Genomic DNA, 20,152 nt, shown 5'->3' with positions numbered 1-20,152 from the left:
CCTTGTCCTTGATGACTTGGGCGTTGGCGCTGTCACAGGACCAGACAGCGTCAAAATCGACGTGATGATCTGCAAGTTCTCCGTGCGTGGCGATAGCACTCGATGGCGGGTGGTGCTCCTTCTATGTCACTGCGGCAGAAGGCCGGTTCCCAGAGTCGGAGTTGGGCCCTTACCAGGAGTGGATCTGGGAGGAAACTGGGATGCCCCTGGGACGTCAGCCCTTCCGCAGGAGGTCCAGCACGGCCCGCTGGTAGACGGCGTAGACCTGCGGCAGCTCGGCCAGGCTGGCGCGCTCGTCGATGCCGTGGAGTCCCTCGTACGGCACTCCGAAGCCGGCGGTCGCCGGGATGCCCTTCTTGGCGAGCAGGTTGCCGATGTTCGACGGACCGGCGGTCTTCGCCCGCACTCTCAGCCCTGCTGCTGCGGCGGCGTCCAGCAGGGCGGCGGCGGGCTGCTCGTTCTCAGCCAGCCGGAACGGCGGCCAGGCGGTGATCGGCGCGATCTGGGTCGGGCGTGGAGCGGGCATCTGTGCATCGAGTTCAGCGACGGCCTTGCGGACGAGGTTTTCGGCGTCGTGGGCGTCGAACGCCGGCACGGTGCGGATGTCGATATTGAGGTCACACCGGTCGGGAGTGACCGAGAAGCCCTCGCCGCCGTGGAAGGAAGTGACCGACAGTTTCGGCGGCAGCGGGAAGCCGGACGCCTTGTCCGCGCCGGGTAGTTCGGCAGCGTCCAGGCGGCGGACGAGATGGGCGGCGCGGGAGATCGCGCCCACCACGGCTCTGCTGGAGCCGGAGTGCCCGGAAGGGGCGTGCACGGTGATAGTGGCCCGCCACAGTCCACGGCCACCGACCACGACCTCGTCCATACCCGGGTAACCGATCATCACCCCGGCCGGCCGCGTCGCGGCCGCGTCGGCGAGGTAGGCACGGGCGCCGCCGAAGCCGCCGGTGTGCTCGTCGGCATCCAGCAGCACGGCGAGCCCGCCGTGCAGATTCTCAGCGCGGGGCGCGAGGTCGGCGGCGATGTGGCAGAACATCGCCGCGGCAAGCTTGGAGTCGGCCGCGCCCCGGCCCAGCAGCCAGCCGTCCACCACCTCCGCAGAATCCGGCGGGAACGACCAGGCGGACTCACCCCCGTACGGGGCGGTGTCCACGCAGGCGTCCAGTGCCCACCAGGAGCCGGGCCGGCCTCCGGGGATCTCCACCAGCAACCCCATCAGATCCCCGGCGTCGTCGTGCAGACGCCGATGTGGAAGGCCACGGGCGGCCAGCCAGTCCTCCAGCACGCCCAGGACGGGCTCGTAGCCGTCGATCCCGCCCCGGCTCGGCCGCCGGATGAGCTCCTGGGCGAGCTCAACCACGGATGCCGTACGGGCCCTGGTCTGCTGAAGGTCCATGCCTCTCCCCCACCACATCAGCTCTGCCGTACTGGTAGCGCGCGGATGGCGTCAATCGTTTCCACTGGCCGCGCCGAGGCACATGCCTCCCGCCCATGGTGGACCAGCCCCACCGCCGCCTCGCGACCGAGCAGGACGCCGCAGTCGAACCCGTCCGCGCCGTGGAAGGAGGGCAGCGGCACCACCGCGGCAGCTTCGGAGGCGATGAAGAAGCGCTCCAGGGCCTCGGCCGTTTCAACGAGCCCCAGATGCAGCGTCTTGACACCGTTACGGCGCGCGGCCGGATCACGCAGCTCCAACAACCGCAGCAAGTGGTCAGCCAGCGCCTGGTGCCGCGGCGGCCCGTACAACACCCGGTAGTGGACCAGATCCGGGTGCTGGGCCACCGCCGTCTCGATCGCTGCCAGGTATGCCTTCTCCCGGCTCCGGGATCCGGTGACAACCAGCTGCTCACGCGCGCCGGCAGCAACGCCAACCATCGCCTCGACCAGGTCTGTCCAGCGCGTGAGCACCTCGACCACCACCGCGGTACCGGATGCCTCCAGCACGCTGGTGGCCGCACCGTCCTGGTGAGCGAACAGCACCTCCGGGCGCTCGCGGTACAACGCGCACAGCCCGGCCCGGTTCCGCTTGCCCGTACGACGCCGGCCCGATTCCCACGCACTCACCAGACTCGCATCCGTCGCGCCCCCAGTGATCGCGTTCAGGGCATCGGCCGCTTGTTCCAGCGTCATGTTCCGCGCAAGCCGGGCCCGCTTGAGCGCCGAGTCCGTACCACCGGCTACGGCCACGATCATCCCTCCTCGACCGGCATCCAACCCGACGTCTCCCCCCTCCTGACAGCAGGTCAGTGGGGCTGCCCCGGGCTTGGCTTCGAGTGAACCGGCATCCAGCCGGACGCGTCACCGCTACCAGAGTTGTCCTGCTGGGTCCGTCCAGGTAGTGACAGGCGCCTTCCGGTCGCGGGAAGTACGGCCGCCTTCGTAAGCGCCTTCGGGTTCTCCACGACCCATTCCCGGCCGCCGCTCACGGGGCGCAGGAAGATGGCCTGCGGGATGCGGCGCCGCGTGTTGGGGTCCTCCCAATCCCCGATGAACTGCACGATCGCCTCCATCTCCGCACCGGAGTCGAAGATTCGCGCTCCCTCGTGCAGCCATGCGGGGAGCGACTGGTGGGACGGCACACGGTTGTTCACGGCGGTGGCCTCCAAGCGGGAGGGCAACCCTGATCGCAGCAGGGGAGAATCACGGGAGGGCTGCCAACGTGGGTGCCGCCGGAAGCGGGGCGTCGTGCCGAATTCTGTGGCCCGGCGGCTTCCTTGAAGGTAGGAAGAGCTGGCTGGGCCCCTCAATGAAATTGCGGCTGATTGCGGAAACTCACCCAAGAGCGTTGATCGCCGTGGTGATCAGTTGCCGGGCCTGTGCGCCGTGGACGGCCATGCTGGCCAGGTCGGTGAACATCTTGGTGTAGGCGGCGATCTCGCGGGGCTGGGTGATGCGCAGGTATCCGGAGGTCAGCTCCACAGCGACCTCGGCCTCGTCGAACATGTAGAAGTCTTCGACCGGCAGGTGGGGGCGGTCGCATGCGGTGGGTATGACACCGAGGCTGACGAACGGGTGGGCGCTGACGCTGATCAGGTGCCCGAGCTGGCCCACCAACGTCTCGGCGTCACACACCGCCGCATGCAGCACGTACTCCTCGATGAGCAGTCCGAACCGGTGCCGGCCCGAGAAGAGCATCTGCTGCCGGTCCATGCGGGCCTCGACTGCCTCGTCGACGTCATCGACGGCCACGCGCTCGCGCTGGATGGAGCGCAGCACCGCGGCGGTATACGCGCGGGTCTGCACCATGCCGGGCATCACGCGGCTCGCGTAGACGCGCAAGAGGCTGGTGCGCTGGTAGAGGCTGTTCACGGACTCCTGCGCGGCGCGCAGTCCGGTGCGTTCCATCCGGCGCCACTCGGTGTACATCGTCTGCACCGCTCGGGCCTCGGCTATCAGGTCGGGGACCTGGTCCTCGACCCCGCACGCGGCACACCACGCCTTGATGTCGGCCTTGGACGGGGCGGACTTCCCGCTTTGGATGCGGCTCGTTTTGGCGGGGTGCCAGCCGCACTGGGCAGACAGCTGGTCCCCGCTGAGACCGGAGTCCTTACGGATCTCGGACAGGCGGCGTGCGAGCGCCTGACGCGCTTCAACGACGCTGGAGGACGAGGACATGGCTGACTACCGAGTGCGGTCGGAGGATGCTGCTCAGACGGTGTACTGCTCGTGCGGGACGGCACGCTCCCACACGGTTTCAAAGGCGGTCGTGACCATCTTCACCACGGCGGGGTCCTCGTTGAACTCGTGCCCCGCCCAGTCGCCGTCCCCGGTGAACCAGTGGAACATCACCTGCCGGTCGTCGATCAGCCACAGGTCGTTCCCGGGCAGCGCAATGTCGGACGCGACACAGCGCGGGAGCCAGCGGACCTGCTCGCCGGCCGCGATGTTGTGCTCGGCGGTGATGGAGTGCTCCCACCGGATGTAGTCGGTGACCGGCTCTGAGACGATGCGGGCCCGGCGCAGGGTCACGTCCCGCCCCACGGTCTCCTTCACCAGCCGGGACCACTCCCGGTACTCCTCCGGCAGCTCGATCTGGCGCCCATCGCGCCAGGCGGCGAACACCGGGTCGTCCATGTAGGAGTCGCGCATTTCCAGGTGCGCCGCCGAACGCTCAGCACTCCTCAGCAGGGCGGAAAAGTCCGGCACCTTCTGCTGCATCGCACGCCTTCCTCAAAATCGGGATCATCCGGACGGGGATGCGCACCACGGCCTCATGGTCGGGCACACCGATGGGGTGACCCGGCACCCACTCCGTCTCACTGATCTTGGTGTACGTCTCATCGTCGGGACGCCAGCCCTGGACGAGAATCTCGGCCTTCTCCGTCTCTAGCCACACCTGCGGCGACCCGCCATTGGGTGTGTCCGGGTCTATGCCCATGAACTGTAGGTCCACAATTGACTCCCGTACCAAGCACGTTGCGCGGACTTGCGCCAGGCTTGTCTTGCTGCTGCAGTTCGTCAAGCGCCTCGATGGAGACTGGGCTGCGATCGGTGCCGACCGCTCCACCGCGGACCAGCAGCTGACCTATACCCCCTCACCTAGCCCGTCCAGGTTCCCAGGTCGCCGGTTCCCCTGATGCTCAATTCCGGACGGCGACGTCAGGCTGTGCAGCCGCCGTCGATGCCCAGCAACGTCTCCAGGCGCGCCACGGCTCCCGTTCCCGGGCGGGCGAGCACCGTGGTCATGCCGGCCTCGCGGGCAGGCGGCAGGTTCCGCTCGTAATCGTCGACGAACACGCACGCCTCGCCCGGCAGCCCCAGACGGTCCAGCACCGTCCGGTAGATCGCGGGGTCCGGCTTGGCGACCCGCTCCCGTTCGGAGACCACCGTCACGTCGAACAAATCCCACACGCCGAGGGCCTCGTACGGGTTGTAGGGGTGCAGGCCGAAGCTGTTCGAGAGCATCGCGATCTTGTATCCGGCCGCCCGCGCCGCCCGCGCCACGGCCACCATGTCAGCTGCCGGTTCGAGCTTGTTCGAAGGCCATGTCCCGGATGTGGTGGGGGCTTGAGGCTTGCCGCAGGTCGAAGATGTCGATGAGTTCGTTGGCGCGTTCGGGGCGTGCGGGGATGTACCGTCCTGGGCACCTGGCGCCGGCAGATGCCTTGATCTGCCCCGGGCCCGAAGCGGGCCCCGGCCAGCCTCCTCTGTGGAAGGCAGCCGGGGTCCGTCGTTGAACAAGCGGTGCCTCAAGTTGCTGGTGAATGTGGGCCGAAGCACGATGGTTGTCACCGGCGAGGCCGGATGAGCCGGCGTACAGGACCTCTGTGGTATTGGCTGCAGGACGCGCTGATGCGATGTCAGTACCCCGCCATGATCTCCTGCGGTGACCGTTGGCTGCATCACCGATGGTGTCCCGCCTTGGTGTGCCGACGGCATGCTCAACGAGCTGATCACGGCAGGTCTTCACGGCGCTCGGCCGCGTACCTGCGGGCAATGCCCTGCGGTGTGCGGCTTGTTGAGAGCAACGGGCTTGGCGTGCACCCGGTAGAACTCGCTGTCCGTGGCCAGCCGGGCCGCGATCCGTACGGCCTCGTCATCGGTGTCGAAGAGCAGGTCGTCGTCGATGTGCTCGGCCAGCCAGCCCGTGCGCGGGGCGATGACCGGCAGGCCCATGCCCTGGCAGTCCACCACGCTCATGGACCACGGGCAGCCCGGCCGAAACGGCGCGATCCCGAAGTGGGCGCTGGCCAGCAGGTTCCGGTAGCGCACCCGGTCGCCACGGTCGGAGGCGATGGTGACGCCGTCGAGGGCGGCGAGTTCGTCGCGGTGGCGTTCGGGGCTGGGGTCGAGGCGCACGCGCTCGGGGCTGCGGGTGCCGAACAGGTCCATCACCATCAGGTTCACCGGAGCCTCGGCGGTCAGGCGGCGGACGAGGGCCGTGAAGCGGGCGGTGCCGTAGTGCGCGTACAGGCGGTGGTTGTAGACGCCGGTCGTGCGGCCGTCCGGCGGAGGGATGTCGGCGGGATCGCGGACCAGGCGCTCGTCGCGCGGTGCGGGCACGACATGGAGCTTCTCGGCGAGTTCGACGCTCATGTGGTCGGCGGCCGCTGTGGTCCAGGACGCGGCGGTGGCCGAGTGGACGAGCACGCGGTCGCAGGCGGCGAGGCCAGCGGCGAAGGCCAGCAGCACGCTCCGTCCGAGACCGCTGTCGTCCAGGGACGGGTCGAGCTTCAGGTCGCCGTCGTCGGTGAAGGAGAAGGGCAGGTAGTGGCAGTACCCGGCGATCCGGGCCTCGGTGCCGGCTTCGAGGAGGGCGGCGCGGATCGCGGGGGCGGTCTCGATCTGGTTGGCCACCACCACCTCGGGCCGCGTCCGGCGGACGAGGGCAGCAAGTTCGTCCAGGCCGGGATCGAGGCGGGCCCGGTACTTCGTGGACGGCGAGAGCATGGGCGCGAACCCCACCCGCTCGTCGCCGGCGGGGGCCGGGGAGGCCACGGTCACGTCCACCCCGGCGTCGGCCAGGGCCGGGGTGAGCAGGTCGGCGAAGGTGAAGCCGGAGTCGGCCGAGAGCCGGCCGGGGTTGGAGATGTTCAGCAGATACAGCAGCCGCACGGCGGTCTCCTCCCGCCGGGCCCGGGTCGTCCGGGCCGGTTGATGGGAAGGAAACCGGGGTCAATGACGGTGACGGGATGGTGAATGGCTCTCACTCACGGTTCACTCACTCTCGTCACCAACCAGCCAGCCGGGCGGGGGCCTTGATGGGAGACCAGCAGGATGCGATGACCACGGAGCAGGCGGCCGAGGCGTTCGCGGCCGAGACCGCCTACTGGCGCGAGGTGAGGGGCCTGTCGAAACGGGCCCTCGCAGCGGCGATGGGCTTCGATCCGTCGTACGTCAGCCACGTGGAGTCCGGACGGCACAAGCCGACCGAGGACTTCGCCCGCCGCGCGGACGAGGCCCTCGGCGCCGGCAAGGCCATCTGGAAGCGATGGTGCGACTACGAGGCGGCCAAGGCCCGAGGCGGGCGGGCAGCGACAGCGCCGCCGGTCCCGCGGGCAGCGGCCGAGCAGCCGTACGCGACCGGATCGGCGCTCGTTGTCGAGCACGACGCCGCCAGGCTCGACTACGACGGGCGCCTGTACCGGCTGACGATGCGCCGGCTGCTGCGGAACACAGGCTCCGAGCCGGTCACCCGCTACCTGATCCGCATCTCCGTCGACCGGTACCCGGGCGAGCCGGAACGGTCCAACGCCCACTACCGCACCCACCCGCTGACCTGGGACGAGCTGGCACTGGGCGCGACGTGCCGGGGTGAGGCGATGCGGTGGGAGGCCAAACACGACCGCGACGCCTTCAAAGAGGTCTGGCTGCTCTTCGAGAACAACCAGGGCCGCTTCCCCCTCTACCCCGGCGAATCGGTGTGGATCGAGTACGCCTACTCGGTGGGGGATGAGAAGTGGGGCCGGTGGTTCCAGCGGGCGGTGCGGCTGCCCACCGAGCACCTGGAGGTCCAGCTCGCCTTCCCCGCTGCCCTCGACCCGGTGGTGTGGGGCACCGAGACCTCCATGACCGCCGAGGCGTCCCCGCTGCGGACCGCACCCGTGCGGCGGGACGAGAATGGGACGAGGCTGTTCTCCTGGACGACCTCCACACCGCCCCTGCACGCCCGGTACCGTCTCGAATGGCGCTTCCGAGCGGCCCGGCCCGAACCCCAGACGAGCGACAGGGAGCTGACGTGACGACGGTGCGGCCCAGCGAGCAGATGCGTGACCTCGGCGTCGTGCAGTACGGCGCCCCCGTCCTCGCCGAAGTCGCCCGGACCTTCGACCTGCCCGCCGAGAAGGACACCGCCGAGCAGACCGTCGAAACGCTGTTCGCCTCGATGGAGCGGATCGCGCGGGTGCACCCCTTCGCCAAGGGCATGGGGATCGCGGCGCCGCAGATCGGCATCGGCCGCGCTGCGGCCGTCGTCCAGCCGGCCGACCTCGCCGCAGCCCCGATCGTCCTGCTCAACCCGCGCATCACCGCCCGCTCGCAGGAGATGGACGAGCAGTACGAGGGGTGCCTGAGCTTCTTCGACGTCCGCGGCATGGTCCCCCGCCCCCTGACGATCACGGTAGTGACCACCGAGCTGGACGGCACCGAGGTGACCACGGTGTACGAGCGCGGCCTCGCCAGGCTCATCGCGCATGAAATCGACCATCTCGACGGCTTGCTCTACACCTCCCGCATGCGGCCCGGCGTCGAGCCGATCCCGGTGGAGGAGTACCGGCAGACCGGCCGCTCGTGGGCGTACGACCAATAGCCCCCCTCGCCCGTGCCCTGTGCCCCGCCGGGCTCGTTGCACCTTTTGTGACCGACGAGCTGAGCGCGACAGCACAGCGCACCTGGTCCTTCTCCACCATCGCCACGCCGCGGATGCGGGTCGCTGAAGTCGTCCACCAGCCCGATCCCGACGCCTACAGCGACCTCGTCCAGGGCGCGCTGGCTTCCGGTTTCGCCTGGGGCTGTGAGGCGATGCCCGTGGTGACCGCCGCCGTTCACGTGGCCGGCGGCTGCTTCCACGCGCTGACACTGACCGGCACCACCACCGTGGTGGTGCCCAAGGAGCCGGTGCCGCTGTCCTCGGCCTGGCTGAAGGCGGCGCTGGACTCCCTGGAGGCGGTGGTCATGGTGGTGCCGCCCGGCACCTTCGACGAGGAGATGCCCGAGCAGGCCGACCGCACCGACGCCCCCGACGCCTGTGCCGCCCACCGCACGAAGCTCAACGCCGTACGGGCCGACGGCCGTCTGCTGTGGGCCGCCGCCCGCATCCGGCTCGACCAGCCGCCGGTCGGTGCGTCAGCTGCCGGGCCGGGGCTGTGACGGGCCCTGGCCCGGTTCCTCCCCGCGTTCCCCGTCCTCGTCTCCGCCGTACGGCCCGAACGGGCCTTCCTCGCCCGGTTTCGCGCCCAGCTGCGGGGCGCCTCCCTTGGCGCGGTGGTACCCGGGGATCACCGGTTGCCGCCTTCGAGCTGGGCGGGGATGCGGCTGGCCCGCAGCTCACGCAGGTCCGGGATGTGGTTGTAGAGCGTGCCCGGGGAGACTCCGAGCATCTTGGCGATCGCGGTGATGGAGTGCTCGGGGTTGGGCAGCAGGTCCCGGGCCATGTTCAGGATCTTCTCGTCGACCACGGTGGGCCGGCCGCCGACCTTGCCGCGGGCGCGGGCGGCGGCCAGGCCCTCGCGGGTGCCGGAGACGATGAGTTCGCGGATGAACTCCGCCAGGGCGGCGAAGACGTGGAAGACGAGCCGACCGCCGGGGGTGGTGGTGTCGAGGTTCTCGTGCAGCGAGGTGAAGCCGATCTCGCGGCGGCGGAGCTCGGCAACCATGTTGATCAGGTCCTGGAGGGACCGGCCGTAGCGGTCGAGAGCGGGGACCACCAGGGTGTCCCCGGCGTCGAGAAAGGCGTGGCATGCCTTGAGCTCGGGGCGGAGATCGTTCTTGCCAGACTTCTTATCCGCGAAGATCTTCCGGCACCCGGCCGCCTTCAGGGCGTCGATCTGCCGGTCGAGTTTCTGTCCGCCGGTGGACACGCGTGCGTATCCGATGCGGATCTCCGTGCGAACGGCGGGCTCGGCGGCCAGCAGTTCGAAAGGTGTCGGGCTCAAGGGGCGTGGTCACGCCCGGAATTCTGTCAGAAAACGGCGCTTCGAGGTTCTTGAAGCCTCTGGGTTGTTGAAGGAGTTTTTGAAGGCCCTGGGGGCCTTGCAGCGGTCCGCGTGTCGGTTCCCAGAGTCCGCTGCGCTGATTCCCGAAGTCGTCTTCACTGGGGCGCTGGAGGGCACTGGCCAAGGTCGCCGATGCGTCGACAGCCGAGCCGGAAACGATCAATGCGCCGGAGGTGGCCGACACCGTCGTGGTCAGGCGGTCGGATCGGCGCCCAGGGCGGCGTCGAGCAGTGCGCCGAGGTCGTCGAGCTGTTCCGGGGTCAGGGCGTCGAACGAGGCCGCGACGATGGCGTCGGCCGCGGCCTGACCCTCGGCCCGCAGGCGTGCGCCCTCGTCGGTGAGCCGGTGTCGCACCGCGCGCCCGGGCCCTGGCACCCGCTCGATCAGGCCGCGCTCGGCCATCCGTACGGCCAGCGACCCGAAGGACTGGTCGGTCTGGAAGGTCAGCACCGCCAGGTCGTGCAGCGAGGCGTCGGGATTGCGGTCCAGGTGGCGCAGGGTGTCCCACTGGACCACCGAAAGGCCGAGCGGCGACAGCGCCTTGCTCAGGGCGCGGTGGTGCCGGTGCTGGAGACGCTTGACGGCCAGGCCGACCTCTGACGGTTCACGCATGGCAGCAGCCTACCGCATAAATAAGGTTGCTTATATACGAGCCTTGATCTAAGGTTCCTTTTATAAGGAACCTTAGACCGACGTCTCAGGGGAGATGGAAAATGGCGAACACCTCAGTTCCCGCCGGGACTCTCGGGCCCACTCGCACCACGGCCCACACCGTGACGACCCACGTCGGCCCGGTCGAAGTGACCGTCCAGGACCGCGACCGCACCCGCCCGTTCCTGCTCCTGCACGGAGGAGGAGGCGTCCCCACCATGGCCGGATTCGCCGACCTCCTCGCCGAGCGCGCCCACGCCCGGGTACTGCTGCCCACCCACCCCGGATTCGCCGGCACCCCCAAGCCCGACGGTCTCGTCGGCGTCGCCGGGCTGGCCCACGCCTACGTCGCACTGCTGGAGGAGCTCGACCTCACCGACGTCACCGTCGTCGGCAACTCCTTCGGCGGCTGGCTCGCCGCCGAGATCGCCCTGCTGGAAAGCCCGCGCGTCAGCGGCGCCGTCATCATCGACGGAATCGGCATCGAGGTGGACGGCCACCCCATGACCAACCTCGCCGGGATGACACCGCAGCAGATCAGCACCTACTCCTTCCACGACCCGCGCAAGGCGCCCGTCCCGCCCGCCGAACAGGCCGGGCCGAGCCCCGACATCCAGGCCCTCATCGGGTACACGGGGCCCACGATGTCGGACAAGACCCTCATCGACCGCTTGGCCGACCTCCACCTGCCCGTCCACGTCATCTGGGGCGAGAGTGACGGCATCGTCGCCCCGGAGTACGGCCGCGCCTACGCCGCCGCCATCCCCGGCGCCATGTTCACGCTGCTGCCCCGCACCGGCCACCTCCCGCAGGTGGAGACCCCCGAAGAACTCCTCGGTGCCATCCTCGACCTCGGTGCCTGACCGCTTCCCCGACCACCAGCCATACGCGAGACAGACGAAGGGGAAATCATGAAGACCGCACTGGCCGCTACGCGAATCGGGCACGCCTGTCAGCTGATCGAGATCGGCGAGACCCGGATCCTGACCGACCCCTGGTTCACCGAGACCGCCACCTACCACCAGGGCGAGCACGTCGCCGCGGACGTCGCCGGCCTCGGCCGGATCGACGCGGTCGTCGTCAGCCACGAGCACTACGACCACTGCGACCTCGACGCCCTGGTCGACGGTGGCTTCGACCTGTCCGTCCCGCTGATCGGCCCCGGCACCGTCGCCGGGATCGCCCGCGACAAGGGCTTCCGCGACGTTCGCGCCATCGAGGCGTGGGAGAGCACGACCGTCGGCCCCCTGGTGGTGACCGCGACACCGGGCGAGCACGGCGTCCACGAGGTGACCTTCGTGCTCCAGGCCGGCGGGCGCACCGTGTTCTTCGGCGGCGACTCACTTCACGTCCCCGAGCTCGACACGATTCCCGACCGGATCGGCCCGGTCGATCTCGCCATCCTGCCGACCAACGGCCTGTGCGTCCGCCAATTCGGAATGCGGCAGACCGTCATGGACGCCGAGCAGGCCGCCGATCTGACCGCGGCACTGCGCCCCACGCTCGCGATCCCGCACCACTACGCCTTCCACAGCGGCCGCCTCGGCGACCAGATGATGACCAAGACCGACCCCGACCCCCGCCACTACGCCGACGCCGTCGCCCGCCGCGCCCCCGACGTCGAGGTCCGCATCGCTCTCAGCGGCACGCGGGTGATGGTTCCCTGAGTACGACCGATCCGTACCTGCCCGCCCTCCCTGCCGGGCAGGAGCTCCGCTCCGTCTACCGGCTACCGGACTCAGGCCGTTGCGTGCACCGCCGCGCAGAGGAGTACGGACAGTCCGGCCGTCCGAAGTCCTCTGCAATCGGTGGCGTTTGACCAGCTCGCCAGTGAAGAGGACTTCGGAAATCGACACGCGCGGCGATCTTCATTAAACGTTGGTTTCTTGAAGATCGCCGGGCAGTCAGGCCGCTGCGGCTCAGTCCGTCCCGCGCTCGCGTTCCTCGTTCACCAAGTCGTCGAACAGCTCTTGCAGCTGCCACGCCTGCTCCTGAAGCGTCTCGATGACCCGCTCCAGCTTCTTCTCCCGCTTCGCGCCGGCCCTCGTCTCGTACGGGTCCAACACGACTTCACCGATGAAGTGGGAGAGGTGGTTCAGCACCGGGGAGATCAGCCGCAGCCGGCTGAGCGCATCGAGGTCGCGCTCGGCCACCGGGCCGTGCTTCGTCGGGTAGCCGTTGGGCCGCCGCTCGGTGACCTTGGTCTGGGTCAGCCGCAGCACGGCGGCCACCAGCCGGGCCAGCTGGACACTCTCCGGCGCCACCACCGAGGCGCCTGCGTCGGCCGGGCCGGGCGGGGCATCCCCGGGGAAACCGACCACACCCGCCCCGAGCAGCTTCAGGATCTCCTCGGTACACCGCTTCGGCCGGGCAACGCCCTTCTCGTCCAGCGGCAGCGCGTCGAAGGTGTCCCGCTCGAACGCGCTCATCGTGTACGGCGTGAAGTGCCGCACCACCGTCACCTGCGGGCCGAACTCCCGCACGCAGGCCCGCACCAGGCTCTCCGCCGCGTTGATCAGCCCGGCGCCCAGTTGCAGATCGGTGGCGACCACCAGGTGCCCGCCCTCCTTCGTCGGCCACACCCGCAGCCGCACATGGATGCGGTAGCCGTTGATGTCCGGGAACGACCACAGATGGTCATCGCGTAACGGCGTCAACCGTGTGGGGATGGGCAGTTCGGTCACCGGCTGTCCTCTCGTCGCAGGGCACGCAGACGGACACGGTAGTCAGCAGCACGGACACCCACGCCCGAACGCGGGACTTCGGCCGGATCACCGGCCCGTCATGGCCACCCAGGACCGCTCAGCCGGAACGATGCCCCTCGTGCAGCTACTGCCGGTTCCCTGTCCCGCCGACCGCATCCCCGTCGCCACGGGCCTCGCTGCCTTCAACGCCGCCTACCAGGCGGCCAAGGCCGCACGCGCCGTGTACGTCGGCATCGAACGCCGAGGCCCCACCGTCCCCGCGACAGGCCGCGTTCACGGCGTGAGTTCCCCACGGCGGGGCCCGGCCGATCAGCGCCGGGCCGTAGGCTCGGTGCCGTGGCGGACATCAAGAACACCCAGGGCTTCAAGGCACTCCTTGCGCAGACCGAGGCCGAACTGCTCACCCGCGGCCTGGACGTCGTGCCCGTCGGGGTGCGCAACGTGCTCGCCCACGCGGTGAACACCGTTGCCGAGCGCATGGACATCCAGCCCCGCTCCGCGCTGCGTTACATCGACCCATCGGTCATCGCCGACAAGATCGCCAAGGCCGGTGCCGAGTCCACCGAAGGCGCCGAAGGGGCCCACGGCATCCGCCCCTTCCGTCTGGACAACCGCACGGTACCCACCGACCGGTGCGTCACCGGACGCCCCCTGATGGCCCTGGCCCAGGCCGCCAAGTACGCCACCACCAACGGCGACTCGCGTACCGCACAGCACGCCATCGACCTGATCTGCGAAATCGGCTCCGCCATCGCGGAGCTGGACAGCGACCTCGCGCCCGTCCCGGCCGGTGTCCTCGACGAGACCGCGCAGGTCTTGGACCGCGTCGCGGACAAGATCGAGAAGGACGGGTGGAGCGTCTGCCCGTGCGGCGAGGACCACGGCCAGGTCCGCGCGGATGCCGCGGTCCCCGCCGTCATGCGCGACGACGCCGCCCTCGTACGCACCGTACGGGCCAGCATCGACCGCTGACGATCTACACCTGTGGCCTCTGCCCGAGCAGCGCGGCCAGGCCCAGCTCCGCGTCCGAAGTCGCCATCACCGTGTCGATGGTGCCCTTCGCCAGCTCGTCGGCGAGATCGAGCACCTGCTTGTTCAGCTCCCGCAGCCCGGCGAGCTGCCCGTTGAGGGCCTCCAGCTTCTGGCGCCTCGACGGGCTGAGGTCCGCGAGCTGGCCCCACGCCTCCGCCTGCTCCTCGAACAGGGTCAGATCGCCGGCCTGCTCGGTGTAGACCCGCTTGATCCGCGCCACGTCGGCGTCGGCAAGGACATGCGGCTTGGCGCGGGCCTCCTCCAGCGTCTCCAGGTTCTCTCGTACGTCGACCGCCCAGCGCCGGGTGTGGTCGATGAAGAACTCCAGCTTGCTGATGGGGTGCCAGATCCGCTCAGGCATCGCGCGATCCCTCTCGTACGACAAGTAGACCCGGCGACCCTAGCCCCTGGTCACAGCCCGCCGCCCGGAATCAAAACAACGTCCCGCGATCGGGCATCCGGTGCGCTAGCCGACCATGATCAATCTCAGCGCCAACCGCTGTACCGATGTTCCCCAAGCCCGGAACAGCCCCGGGGTCGGCCGGGATTCGCTCAGGCGTTCACGTTGAGGAGCTTGGCCAGGTGGAGCAGGGCGGGGGTGGCCTCGGAGCGGACCACGACGTCGCCCTCCCGGGCGCCTTCGATCAGGTACGGCTTGTGGACGCCGTTCTCGGTGACGCCCTCGGTGTCGAGGTAGAAGATCTTCAGGCCGCGCTCGCGGGCGCGGGCCTGAACTGATCGCCGGTCGGCGTGCAGGCCGATGACGAGCAGGGCCTTGGCGTCGTCGGGGAACGGCATGTGCGGGGTGCGCTGGTCGTAGCGGCGCATGAACGCCTCCTCGGGCCCGGCCCGGGCGCCCCACGCCCGGGGTCCCGGCCTCGGCCGCCGCTTCCTGCTCAACAGCCGCCACGTCGCTCCAGGACGTCCAAGGGAGTCCGGCTTCGCCTTCGACTACGAACAGTGGCGGCATGCCGCCTTCGATCTGGTGGGCCGTGTGCGGCAGCGGTGAGGGTTGCCGGCCGGGCAGGTGCCGCGGAGCCGCCGGATACGCAACGGGCGGGAACAACGCCGGAGCCGGGGCGAAGTGCACACCAGCCGCGCAGGCAGCGGCCGTCTGTGCTGCTCACTCCGCCCGTACGTGACCACCACCCGGTCCACAAGTCCCGGCGGATACGCCCAGGTCGACAACCCCAGGCCCGATCTGCGGCACAGGTCCGGCCGGATCACCTCCTGATAGTTTCGGGCGGTGACGGGTGATGAAGCGGCCGCGGAGCGCGGCGAGGGGTATCTGCTCGACAACCAGCAGGCCGAGGCGGGGGAGCGGTTTGCGGCGTTGGCAGATTTGTTCGATCCGGTGACGTTCCGGCGGCTGCGGGCGCTGGGGGTCGCGGACGGGTGGAGTTGCTGGGAGGTGGGGGCGGGCGGCCCGAGCGTGCCCGGGTGGCTGGCCGAGCGGGTCGGGGAGAAGGGCCGGGTGCTGGCCACCGATCTGGATACGTCATGGATAACGGAGGCCGGGGCTCCGTACGAGGTGGTACGGCACGATGTGGGTGTCGACGAGGCGCCGGAGGGGCCGTTCGACCTGGTGCACGCGCGGCTCGTCCTGGTGCATGTGCCGCAGCGTGAGGCCGCGTTGCGGCAGATGGTGCGGGCCCTGCGGCCCGGTGGCTGGCTGCTGGTGGAGGATGCCGATCCGGCGCTGCAGCCGCTGGCCTGCCCCGATGAGTACGGCCCTGAGCAGGAGCTTGCGAACCGGATCCGGCGCGGTTTTCGCACACTGCTCGCGGAGCGGGGCGCGCAGCTCGCCTTCGGGCGGACGCTCCCCCGGCTGCTGCGTACGGCCGGGCTGGCCGAAGTCGAGGCCGATGCGTACTTCCCGATCACTTCCCCGGCCGGCAGTGCGCTGGAGGCGGCGACCGTACGGCAGATCCGCGATCGGTTGATCGAGGGCGGGCTGGCGACGGCCGAGGAGATCGAGGAGCATCTGGCGAACATCGCATCCGGTCACCTCGACACCGCGACGGCGCCGTTGATCTCCGCTTGGGGGCGGAAACCGCACTGAGCAGGTGAACGGCAGTCGGATGTGCAGCCCCTTTGCACGATGATGCGTACCACCGCTCACCGGTTGCCGTGCCCGCGAAGGCCTTACCGTGCCGGGCCCCGTGATGCTCACTCACGCCTCAGTGGGTGTTGTGAGCTTTCGTGCGGGCCATGGCATCGGTCATAGACCAGTGGACCATCGAGTCCGGGCTCGCCGGGAGGGTTTAGGGGGCACCTCACGAAGTGTGTGGACGGTCCGAAGGGGGGCTGCCGGCTCGCGGACCTGCTGCAGGGCCGGTGGCCGGTCTCGGTCGCGCGGGCGGTGGCCCGTTCACCCTCCTCCCGGCGCGACGAGCCCGGTCTCCTTTGCCAGGACCACCGCCTGCGCCCGGTCGCGGAGGTGCAACTTGGCGAAGATCCGGGCCACATGGGTCTTCACTGTCGACTCGCTCAGTGTCAGCTGGCCCGCCAGCTCGGTGTTGGACAGCCCGCGCCCGAGGAGCGTGAGCACCTCCACCTCGCGCGGCGTCAGCGGGGCCAGGTGGAGGTGGAGCGCCGGGGCGTCGGCGGCGGAGGGCTGTGGGCTGCCGGCCGCGAACCGTTCGACCAGGCGGCGTGTGATCGACGGCGCGAGCAGTGCGTCCCCGGTGTCCACCAGTCGTACGGCGGCGGCGAGATGGGCGGATGTGACGTCCTTGAGCAGGAAGCCGCTCGCACCGGCCGCGAGGGCCGCGTACACGTAATGGTCCAGGTCGAAGGTGGTCAGCATGATCACCCTGCACCGCGGGAGCAGGCCGAGGATGCGGCGGGCGGCCTCCAGGCCGTCCATGGTGGGCATCCGGATGTCCAGCAGTGCGACATCGGGCCGGTGCACGACCGCCGCCGCCACCGCCTCGGCGCCGTCTGCGGCCTCGGCGACGACGTCGATGCCGCGTGCGGCGAGGATCATCCGGAAACCGGTGCGCACCAGCTCCTGGTCGTCCGCGATCACCACCCTGGGCCGGCGTTCCACTTCGCCGTGCTCCACGTCGCCTTGGGGAACCGCCCTCGTCATGGCCGGTCCAGCGGGATGCGCGCGCGGACCCGGAAGCCGCCGCCGAGCCTGCGCCGGGCGAAGCACGATGGTTGTCACCGGCGAGGCCGGATGAGCCGGCGTACAGGACCTCTGTGGTATTGGCTGCAGGACGCGCTGATGCGATGTCAGTACCCCGCCATGATCTCCTGCGGTGATCGTTGGCTGCATCACCGATGGTGTCCCGCCTTGGTGTGCCGACGGCATGCTCAACGAGCTGGTCACGGCGGGTCTTCACGGCGCTCGGCCGCGTACCTGCGGGCAATGCCCTGCGGTGTGCGGCTCGTTGAGAGCAACGGGCCTGGCGAAGAACCGGGTGCGGATCAGTGGTGGTTCCGCCGGGCAGGCGGGCGTCCTCGCCGGACCCTATGCGCATGCCCCTGGAGATCGTCATGGTCCGCCGCATGCTGAACCACATGCCGACCGAGCCGGAAGGGGTCATCGATGCCCATGCGGTGGCCCAGGCGGCCGGGCGTGCGCCCCCACCAGCGGGTGTGCCCGGGCGCCAGTCGCAGGGTGAACACCGAGCCGCCTGCGGGTCTCGGCCGTACGCCGATGCTCCCGTGGTGTGTGTCGGCCACCCACTGCACCAGGGACAGCCCGATGCCGGTGCTTGCGCGCAGCGAGTGGTAGCGCGCGAAGACGGCCGGTACATCGGCGCAGGGGATGCCCGGGCCGCGGTCGGCCACCGACACCTCGGCGCCCCGTACGGTCACGGTGATGTCGGCGTTGTCCTGGCCCGGTGTTGTCGTGCCATGGCGTACGGCGTTGTCCAGCAGGTTGCGCACTGCGGTGCGGACCAGCGCCGCGTCGGCCGTGACGACGGCCTCCTGCAGGTCCAGGGACACCTGGTGGCCGCCGGCCGGGAGCTCCGCGCAGACGGTCTCGATCAGTTGGTCCAGCCGCAGCGGGCCGAGCCGGGGCGTATGCGCGCCGGCCTGGAGGCGGCTGCGGGTCAGCAGGTTGTCCACCACATCGGACAGTAGGTGCTCGGGCAGGGCGTTTGGGCAGTGGTCCAGCAGGTCCACGGCCCCGCGGATGACCGTGACGGGGGTGCGCAGTTCATGCGCTGCGTCGCCCAGCAAACGTTCGTGCTGCTCATAGGCCTGCCAGGCCGGGCGCATACTGCGGCGGGACAGCAGATGACCGGTGGCCGCGCCGGCGGCGGTGAGTGCGGCGCAGCCGGCAAGCAGGGCGGCGATCAGGCGGTGGTGCGCCGGGGCCCCTCGCAAGGCGTCTCCCGCGATGGCGACCACGCCGGCCTGCCGTCGGGTGGTGTCGTCGTAGAAGGGTGTCGCCAGGTAGTAGACCGAGTGGCCGGTGTCGTCCCGGCCCATGGATGTGGCGGTGTCGTCGCGGCTCAATGCCAAGCGGCCACCGGCAGCAGACGCGGTGTGGAGACGTGGAATGGCGGGTGGCCGCCGCTGAAGACCGGGCGCAGGGTGCCGTTGGGCCGGCTCTGCAGGACGATCAGCACGGCTGTGCTGTCCGTGATGTCGTCGTCGCTCAGGGCGTCGAAGTCGAGATGGCCGTTGGTGGTGCAGATGAGCGACCGGGCGACGGTGGCACGGCGCTTCATCTCATCGAGCTCCGCGGTCTGCCGTGAGCGGGCATCGGTGTGGATCGCCACGGCGGACAGCGCGCCCAGGCCGATGACGGTGAACACCGTGTAGGCGATGGTCAGGCGTATGCGCAGGCGGGCGAGGGCTTTGCGGGCCGGGGAAGAGGGCGGGGAGCAAGCCGGCGGGCGATCCCGGTCGCGGCCCCGGCGGGCGGGGGTCACGCCAGGCCTGATGGGGCGCTCAACCGGAAGCCCTGCCCCCGGACGGTGTGGACCAGCGGCGGGGTTGCGAGCTTGCGGCGCAGTCCGGCCACCACCGCGTCCACCACATGGGATACCGGGTCGGCGAGATCGTCCCAACAGTGCTGGAAGAGCTCGCTCTAGCTCACCACCTGGTCTTGGCGGACCAGCAGGACATGCAGCACGGCGAACTCCTTGGGTGACAGCGAGAGCAGCACCTGGTCCCGGCGGACTTCCCGCCGGGGCAGGTCGAGTTCGAGACCGGCGCAGCGCAGGATCACCGGGAGCCGTTCTGGGGCGCGCCGGGCGAGGCTGCTCACGCGCATGACCAGTTCCGCCATCGCGAACGGTTTGGGCAGGTAGTCGTCTGCGCCGTGCTCGAATCCCGCGATGCGTTCGGGAAGGCTATGCAGTGCGGTGAGGAAGAGCACGGGTGTCGACCATCCCTGGCGGCGCTTCTCGCCCAGCTCGTGCAGGACGTCGCCGTGCGGGAGCATGCGGTCCAGGACCACGCAGTCGTATGCGGTACGGGTGATCAGCTCGTCCGCCGGGAGCCAGTCGCCGGCGTAGTCGACGACGAAGCCCTTGCTGCGAAGGCCCGATCCGATGATGGCCCGCAGATCCGGTTCGTCCTCCACCACGAGCACTCGCACAGGCCCCCCAGCCACGCGCCGGCCCCTCCCCTCAGGGCCCGATCGATGATGATCATACGCTCACGGTTTTCTCATGAACCGGCCAGCACCATGGGGTCACTTCGCGTCGTACGCGAAACCGCTCACCTCTCGGGAGTTCTCGTGGCACCTGCGCATACCGCTGCCCTGGCCCGCTTGCCCGCGGCTGCCTGTTTGACGGCACGGACGCGGCGGCCATGGTTCTCGTCGCGTGCGGCGCCTTTACCGCCGGGTGCCGCCGGGACGGCCGTCCCGGCGTACGCCGGCCAGGGCGGGCAGGGGCGGGCCTTGGCTCGCTGTGCATTGTGTTACCAGCGGGGGGCGTCACTGTGCAGACGTCAACTGTTCATCGGGCAGAGGCTGAACTAGGTTCACCGCTGCCGGTGTTCAGCCCGATGCCGGCGCTCGCCGTATACGCGTACCGGGAACCGCATCAGCTCATTCGCTGATGGATTCGGCCGATGGATTCGGCCGATGGATTCGGCCGATGGATTCGGCCGATGGATTCGGCTGATGGATTCGAT

The 20,152-nt window shown here is 69.8% G+C and carries 24 protein-coding genes and 1 pseudogene; 8 read left to right on the top strand and 17 right to left on the bottom strand.

The window, feature by feature from the left end:
- Window positions 1-214: 214 nt before the first annotated feature.
- From ACIHFE_RS30650 to ACIHFE_RS30615, 8 genes are all read right to left on the bottom strand, one after another.
- Window positions 215-1,399, bottom strand: a complete 1,185-nt coding sequence (locus tag ACIHFE_RS30650; protein WP_400111736.1) for a M20 family metallopeptidase — start codon at window positions 1,397-1,399, stop codon at window positions 215-217.
- A gap of 17 nt (window positions 1,400-1,416) precedes the next feature.
- The gene (locus tag ACIHFE_RS30645; protein ID WP_400111734.1) at window positions 1,417-2,196 is read right to left on the bottom strand and encodes an XRE family transcriptional regulator; all 780 of its coding nucleotides are present in this window, start codon (window positions 2,194-2,196) and stop codon (window positions 1,417-1,419) included.
- Between the two features lie 50 nt (window positions 2,197-2,246).
- A complete protein-coding gene (locus tag ACIHFE_RS30640; RefSeq protein WP_400111732.1) occupies window positions 2,247-2,594 on the bottom strand; it encodes a hypothetical protein in 348 nt (115 codons plus the stop codon).
- Between the two features lie 181 nt (window positions 2,595-2,775).
- On the bottom strand, window positions 2,776-3,618 hold the full coding sequence (locus tag ACIHFE_RS30635; protein WP_400111731.1) for a helix-turn-helix domain-containing protein: 843 nt from the start codon (window positions 3,616-3,618) through the stop codon (window positions 2,776-2,778).
- Window positions 3,619-3,651: 33 nt separating this feature from the next.
- Window positions 3,652-4,161 carry a DUF6879 family protein gene (locus ACIHFE_RS30630; protein ID WP_400111729.1) on the bottom strand — a complete coding sequence of 170 codons (510 nt, stop codon included), beginning with the start codon at window positions 4,159-4,161 and terminating at the stop codon, window positions 3,652-3,654.
- Window positions 4,115-4,381: a hypothetical protein gene (locus ACIHFE_RS30625; protein WP_400111727.1), complete on the bottom strand. Its 267-nt coding sequence runs from the start codon at window positions 4,379-4,381 to the stop codon at window positions 4,115-4,117. The genes ACIHFE_RS30630 and ACIHFE_RS30625 overlap by 47 nt, the downstream gene beginning before the upstream one ends.
- Before the next feature lie 221 nt (window positions 4,382-4,602).
- On the bottom strand, window positions 4,603-5,346 hold the full coding sequence (locus ACIHFE_RS30620; RefSeq protein ID WP_400111771.1) for an HAD family hydrolase: 744 nt from the start codon (window positions 5,344-5,346) through the stop codon (window positions 4,603-4,605).
- A 63-nt stretch (window positions 5,347-5,409) separates the two neighbouring features.
- The gene (locus tag ACIHFE_RS30615; protein WP_400111725.1) at window positions 5,410-6,558 is read right to left on the bottom strand and encodes a glycosyltransferase family 1 protein; all 1,149 of its coding nucleotides are present in this window, start codon (window positions 6,556-6,558) and stop codon (window positions 5,410-5,412) included.
- A 167-nt stretch (window positions 6,559-6,725) separates the two neighbouring features.
- On the opposite strand from ACIHFE_RS30615, the gene ACIHFE_RS30610 reads away from it, so the two are divergent.
- The 3 genes from ACIHFE_RS30610 to ACIHFE_RS30600 are packed head-to-tail and all read left to right on the top strand — an operon-like array spanning window position 6,726 to window position 8,811.
- Window positions 6,726-7,685, top strand: coding sequence for a multiprotein-bridging factor 1 family protein (locus ACIHFE_RS30610; RefSeq protein WP_400111723.1), 960 nt, complete (start codon window positions 6,726-6,728; stop codon window positions 7,683-7,685).
- Window positions 7,682-8,251: a peptide deformylase gene (locus ACIHFE_RS30605; protein WP_400111721.1), complete on the top strand. Its 570-nt coding sequence runs from the start codon at window positions 7,682-7,684 to the stop codon at window positions 8,249-8,251. Before ACIHFE_RS30610 ends, ACIHFE_RS30605 begins: the two co-directional genes overlap by 4 nt.
- 47 nt (window positions 8,252-8,298) lie before the next feature.
- Window positions 8,299-8,811, top strand: a complete 513-nt coding sequence (locus tag ACIHFE_RS30600) for a hypothetical protein (RefSeq protein WP_400111719.1) — start codon at window positions 8,299-8,301, stop codon at window positions 8,809-8,811.
- Window positions 8,812-8,939: 128 nt separating this feature from the next.
- Here ACIHFE_RS30600 and ACIHFE_RS30595 read toward each other — a convergent pair whose 3' ends face one another.
- Both ACIHFE_RS30595 and ACIHFE_RS30590 read right to left on the bottom strand, forming a co-directional pair.
- A complete protein-coding gene (locus ACIHFE_RS30595) occupies window positions 8,940-9,596 on the bottom strand; it encodes a recombinase family protein (RefSeq protein WP_400111717.1) in 657 nt (218 codons plus the stop codon).
- Between the two features lie 252 nt (window positions 9,597-9,848).
- Window positions 9,849-10,268 (bottom strand): MarR family winged helix-turn-helix transcriptional regulator, encoded by a 420-nt coding sequence (locus ACIHFE_RS30590; protein ID WP_400111715.1) that lies wholly within the window; start codon window positions 10,266-10,268, stop codon window positions 9,849-9,851.
- A gap of 161 nt (window positions 10,269-10,429) precedes the next feature.
- On the opposite strand from ACIHFE_RS30590, the gene ACIHFE_RS30585 reads away from it, so the two are divergent.
- Complete coding sequence (locus tag ACIHFE_RS30585) at window positions 10,430-11,170, top strand: alpha/beta fold hydrolase (protein WP_400111714.1); 741 nt, start codon at window positions 10,430-10,432, stop codon at window positions 11,168-11,170.
- A gap of 48 nt (window positions 11,171-11,218) precedes the next feature.
- Window positions 11,219-11,974 (top strand): MBL fold metallo-hydrolase, encoded by a 756-nt coding sequence (locus ACIHFE_RS30580; RefSeq protein WP_400111712.1) that lies wholly within the window; start codon window positions 11,219-11,221, stop codon window positions 11,972-11,974.
- 252 nt (window positions 11,975-12,226) lie between these two features.
- On the opposite strand, the gene ACIHFE_RS30575 is transcribed toward ACIHFE_RS30580, so the two are convergent.
- Window positions 12,227-12,991 (bottom strand): hypothetical protein, encoded by a 765-nt coding sequence (locus tag ACIHFE_RS30575; RefSeq protein WP_400111710.1) that lies wholly within the window; start codon window positions 12,989-12,991, stop codon window positions 12,227-12,229.
- A gap of 357 nt (window positions 12,992-13,348) precedes the next feature.
- Here ACIHFE_RS30575 and ACIHFE_RS30570 point away from each other — a divergent pair, with 357 nt between their 5' ends.
- Complete coding sequence (locus ACIHFE_RS30570; protein ID WP_400111708.1) at window positions 13,349-13,984, top strand: hypothetical protein; 636 nt, start codon at window positions 13,349-13,351, stop codon at window positions 13,982-13,984.
- A gap of 4 nt (window positions 13,985-13,988) precedes the next feature.
- On the opposite strand, the gene ACIHFE_RS30565 is transcribed toward ACIHFE_RS30570, so the two are convergent.
- Together ACIHFE_RS30565 and ACIHFE_RS30560 are read right to left on the bottom strand one after the other, a co-directional pair.
- On the bottom strand, window positions 13,989-14,405 hold the full coding sequence (locus tag ACIHFE_RS30565) for a hypothetical protein (protein WP_400111706.1): 417 nt from the start codon (window positions 14,403-14,405) through the stop codon (window positions 13,989-13,991).
- A 191-nt stretch (window positions 14,406-14,596) separates the two neighbouring features.
- The gene (locus tag ACIHFE_RS30560; RefSeq protein WP_400111704.1) at window positions 14,597-14,872 is read right to left on the bottom strand and encodes a hypothetical protein; all 276 of its coding nucleotides are present in this window, start codon (window positions 14,870-14,872) and stop codon (window positions 14,597-14,599) included.
- Between ACIHFE_RS30560 and ACIHFE_RS30555 the strand changes: the two genes are divergently transcribed.
- Window positions 14,871-15,053, top strand: coding sequence for a hypothetical protein (locus ACIHFE_RS30555; protein ID WP_400111702.1), 183 nt, complete (start codon window positions 14,871-14,873; stop codon window positions 15,051-15,053). The two genes, ACIHFE_RS30560 and ACIHFE_RS30555, sit on opposite strands and share 2 nt — an antisense overlap.
- A 237-nt stretch (window positions 15,054-15,290) precedes the next feature.
- A complete protein-coding gene (locus ACIHFE_RS30550; RefSeq protein ID WP_400111700.1) occupies window positions 15,291-16,106 on the top strand; it encodes a methyltransferase domain-containing protein in 816 nt (271 codons plus the stop codon).
- Between the two features lie 309 nt (window positions 16,107-16,415).
- Here ACIHFE_RS30550 and ACIHFE_RS30545 read toward each other — a convergent pair whose 3' ends face one another.
- The 4 genes and pseudogenes from ACIHFE_RS30545 to ACIHFE_RS30530 all read right to left on the bottom strand — a co-directional run bounded on the left by ACIHFE_RS30545 (window position 16,416) and on the right by ACIHFE_RS30530 (window position 19,610).
- The gene (locus tag ACIHFE_RS30545) at window positions 16,416-17,033 is read right to left on the bottom strand and encodes a response regulator (protein WP_400111769.1); all 618 of its coding nucleotides are present in this window, start codon (window positions 17,031-17,033) and stop codon (window positions 16,416-16,418) included.
- A 446-nt stretch (window positions 17,034-17,479) separates the two neighbouring features.
- Complete coding sequence (locus ACIHFE_RS30540) at window positions 17,480-18,526, bottom strand: sensor histidine kinase (protein ID WP_400111699.1); 1,047 nt, start codon at window positions 18,524-18,526, stop codon at window positions 17,480-17,482.
- Window positions 18,517-18,939, bottom strand: coding sequence for a hypothetical protein (locus tag ACIHFE_RS30535; protein WP_400111697.1), 423 nt, complete (start codon window positions 18,937-18,939; stop codon window positions 18,517-18,519). The genes ACIHFE_RS30540 and ACIHFE_RS30535 overlap by 10 nt, the downstream gene beginning before the upstream one ends.
- A pseudogene (locus tag ACIHFE_RS30530) lies at window positions 18,936-19,610 on the bottom strand (response regulator transcription factor). Before ACIHFE_RS30530 ends, ACIHFE_RS30535 begins: the two are co-directional and overlap by 4 nt.
- Between the last annotated feature and the right edge of the window lie 542 nt (window positions 19,611-20,152).

Source organism: Streptomyces sp. NPDC052396 (assembly GCF_044593195.1).
Classification (GTDB): Bacteria; Actinomycetota; Actinomycetes; order Streptomycetales; family Streptomycetaceae; genus Streptomyces.
The sequence above is the reverse complement of the archived record's forward strand: the minus strand, read 5'-3'. Positions and strand labels throughout refer to the sequence as shown.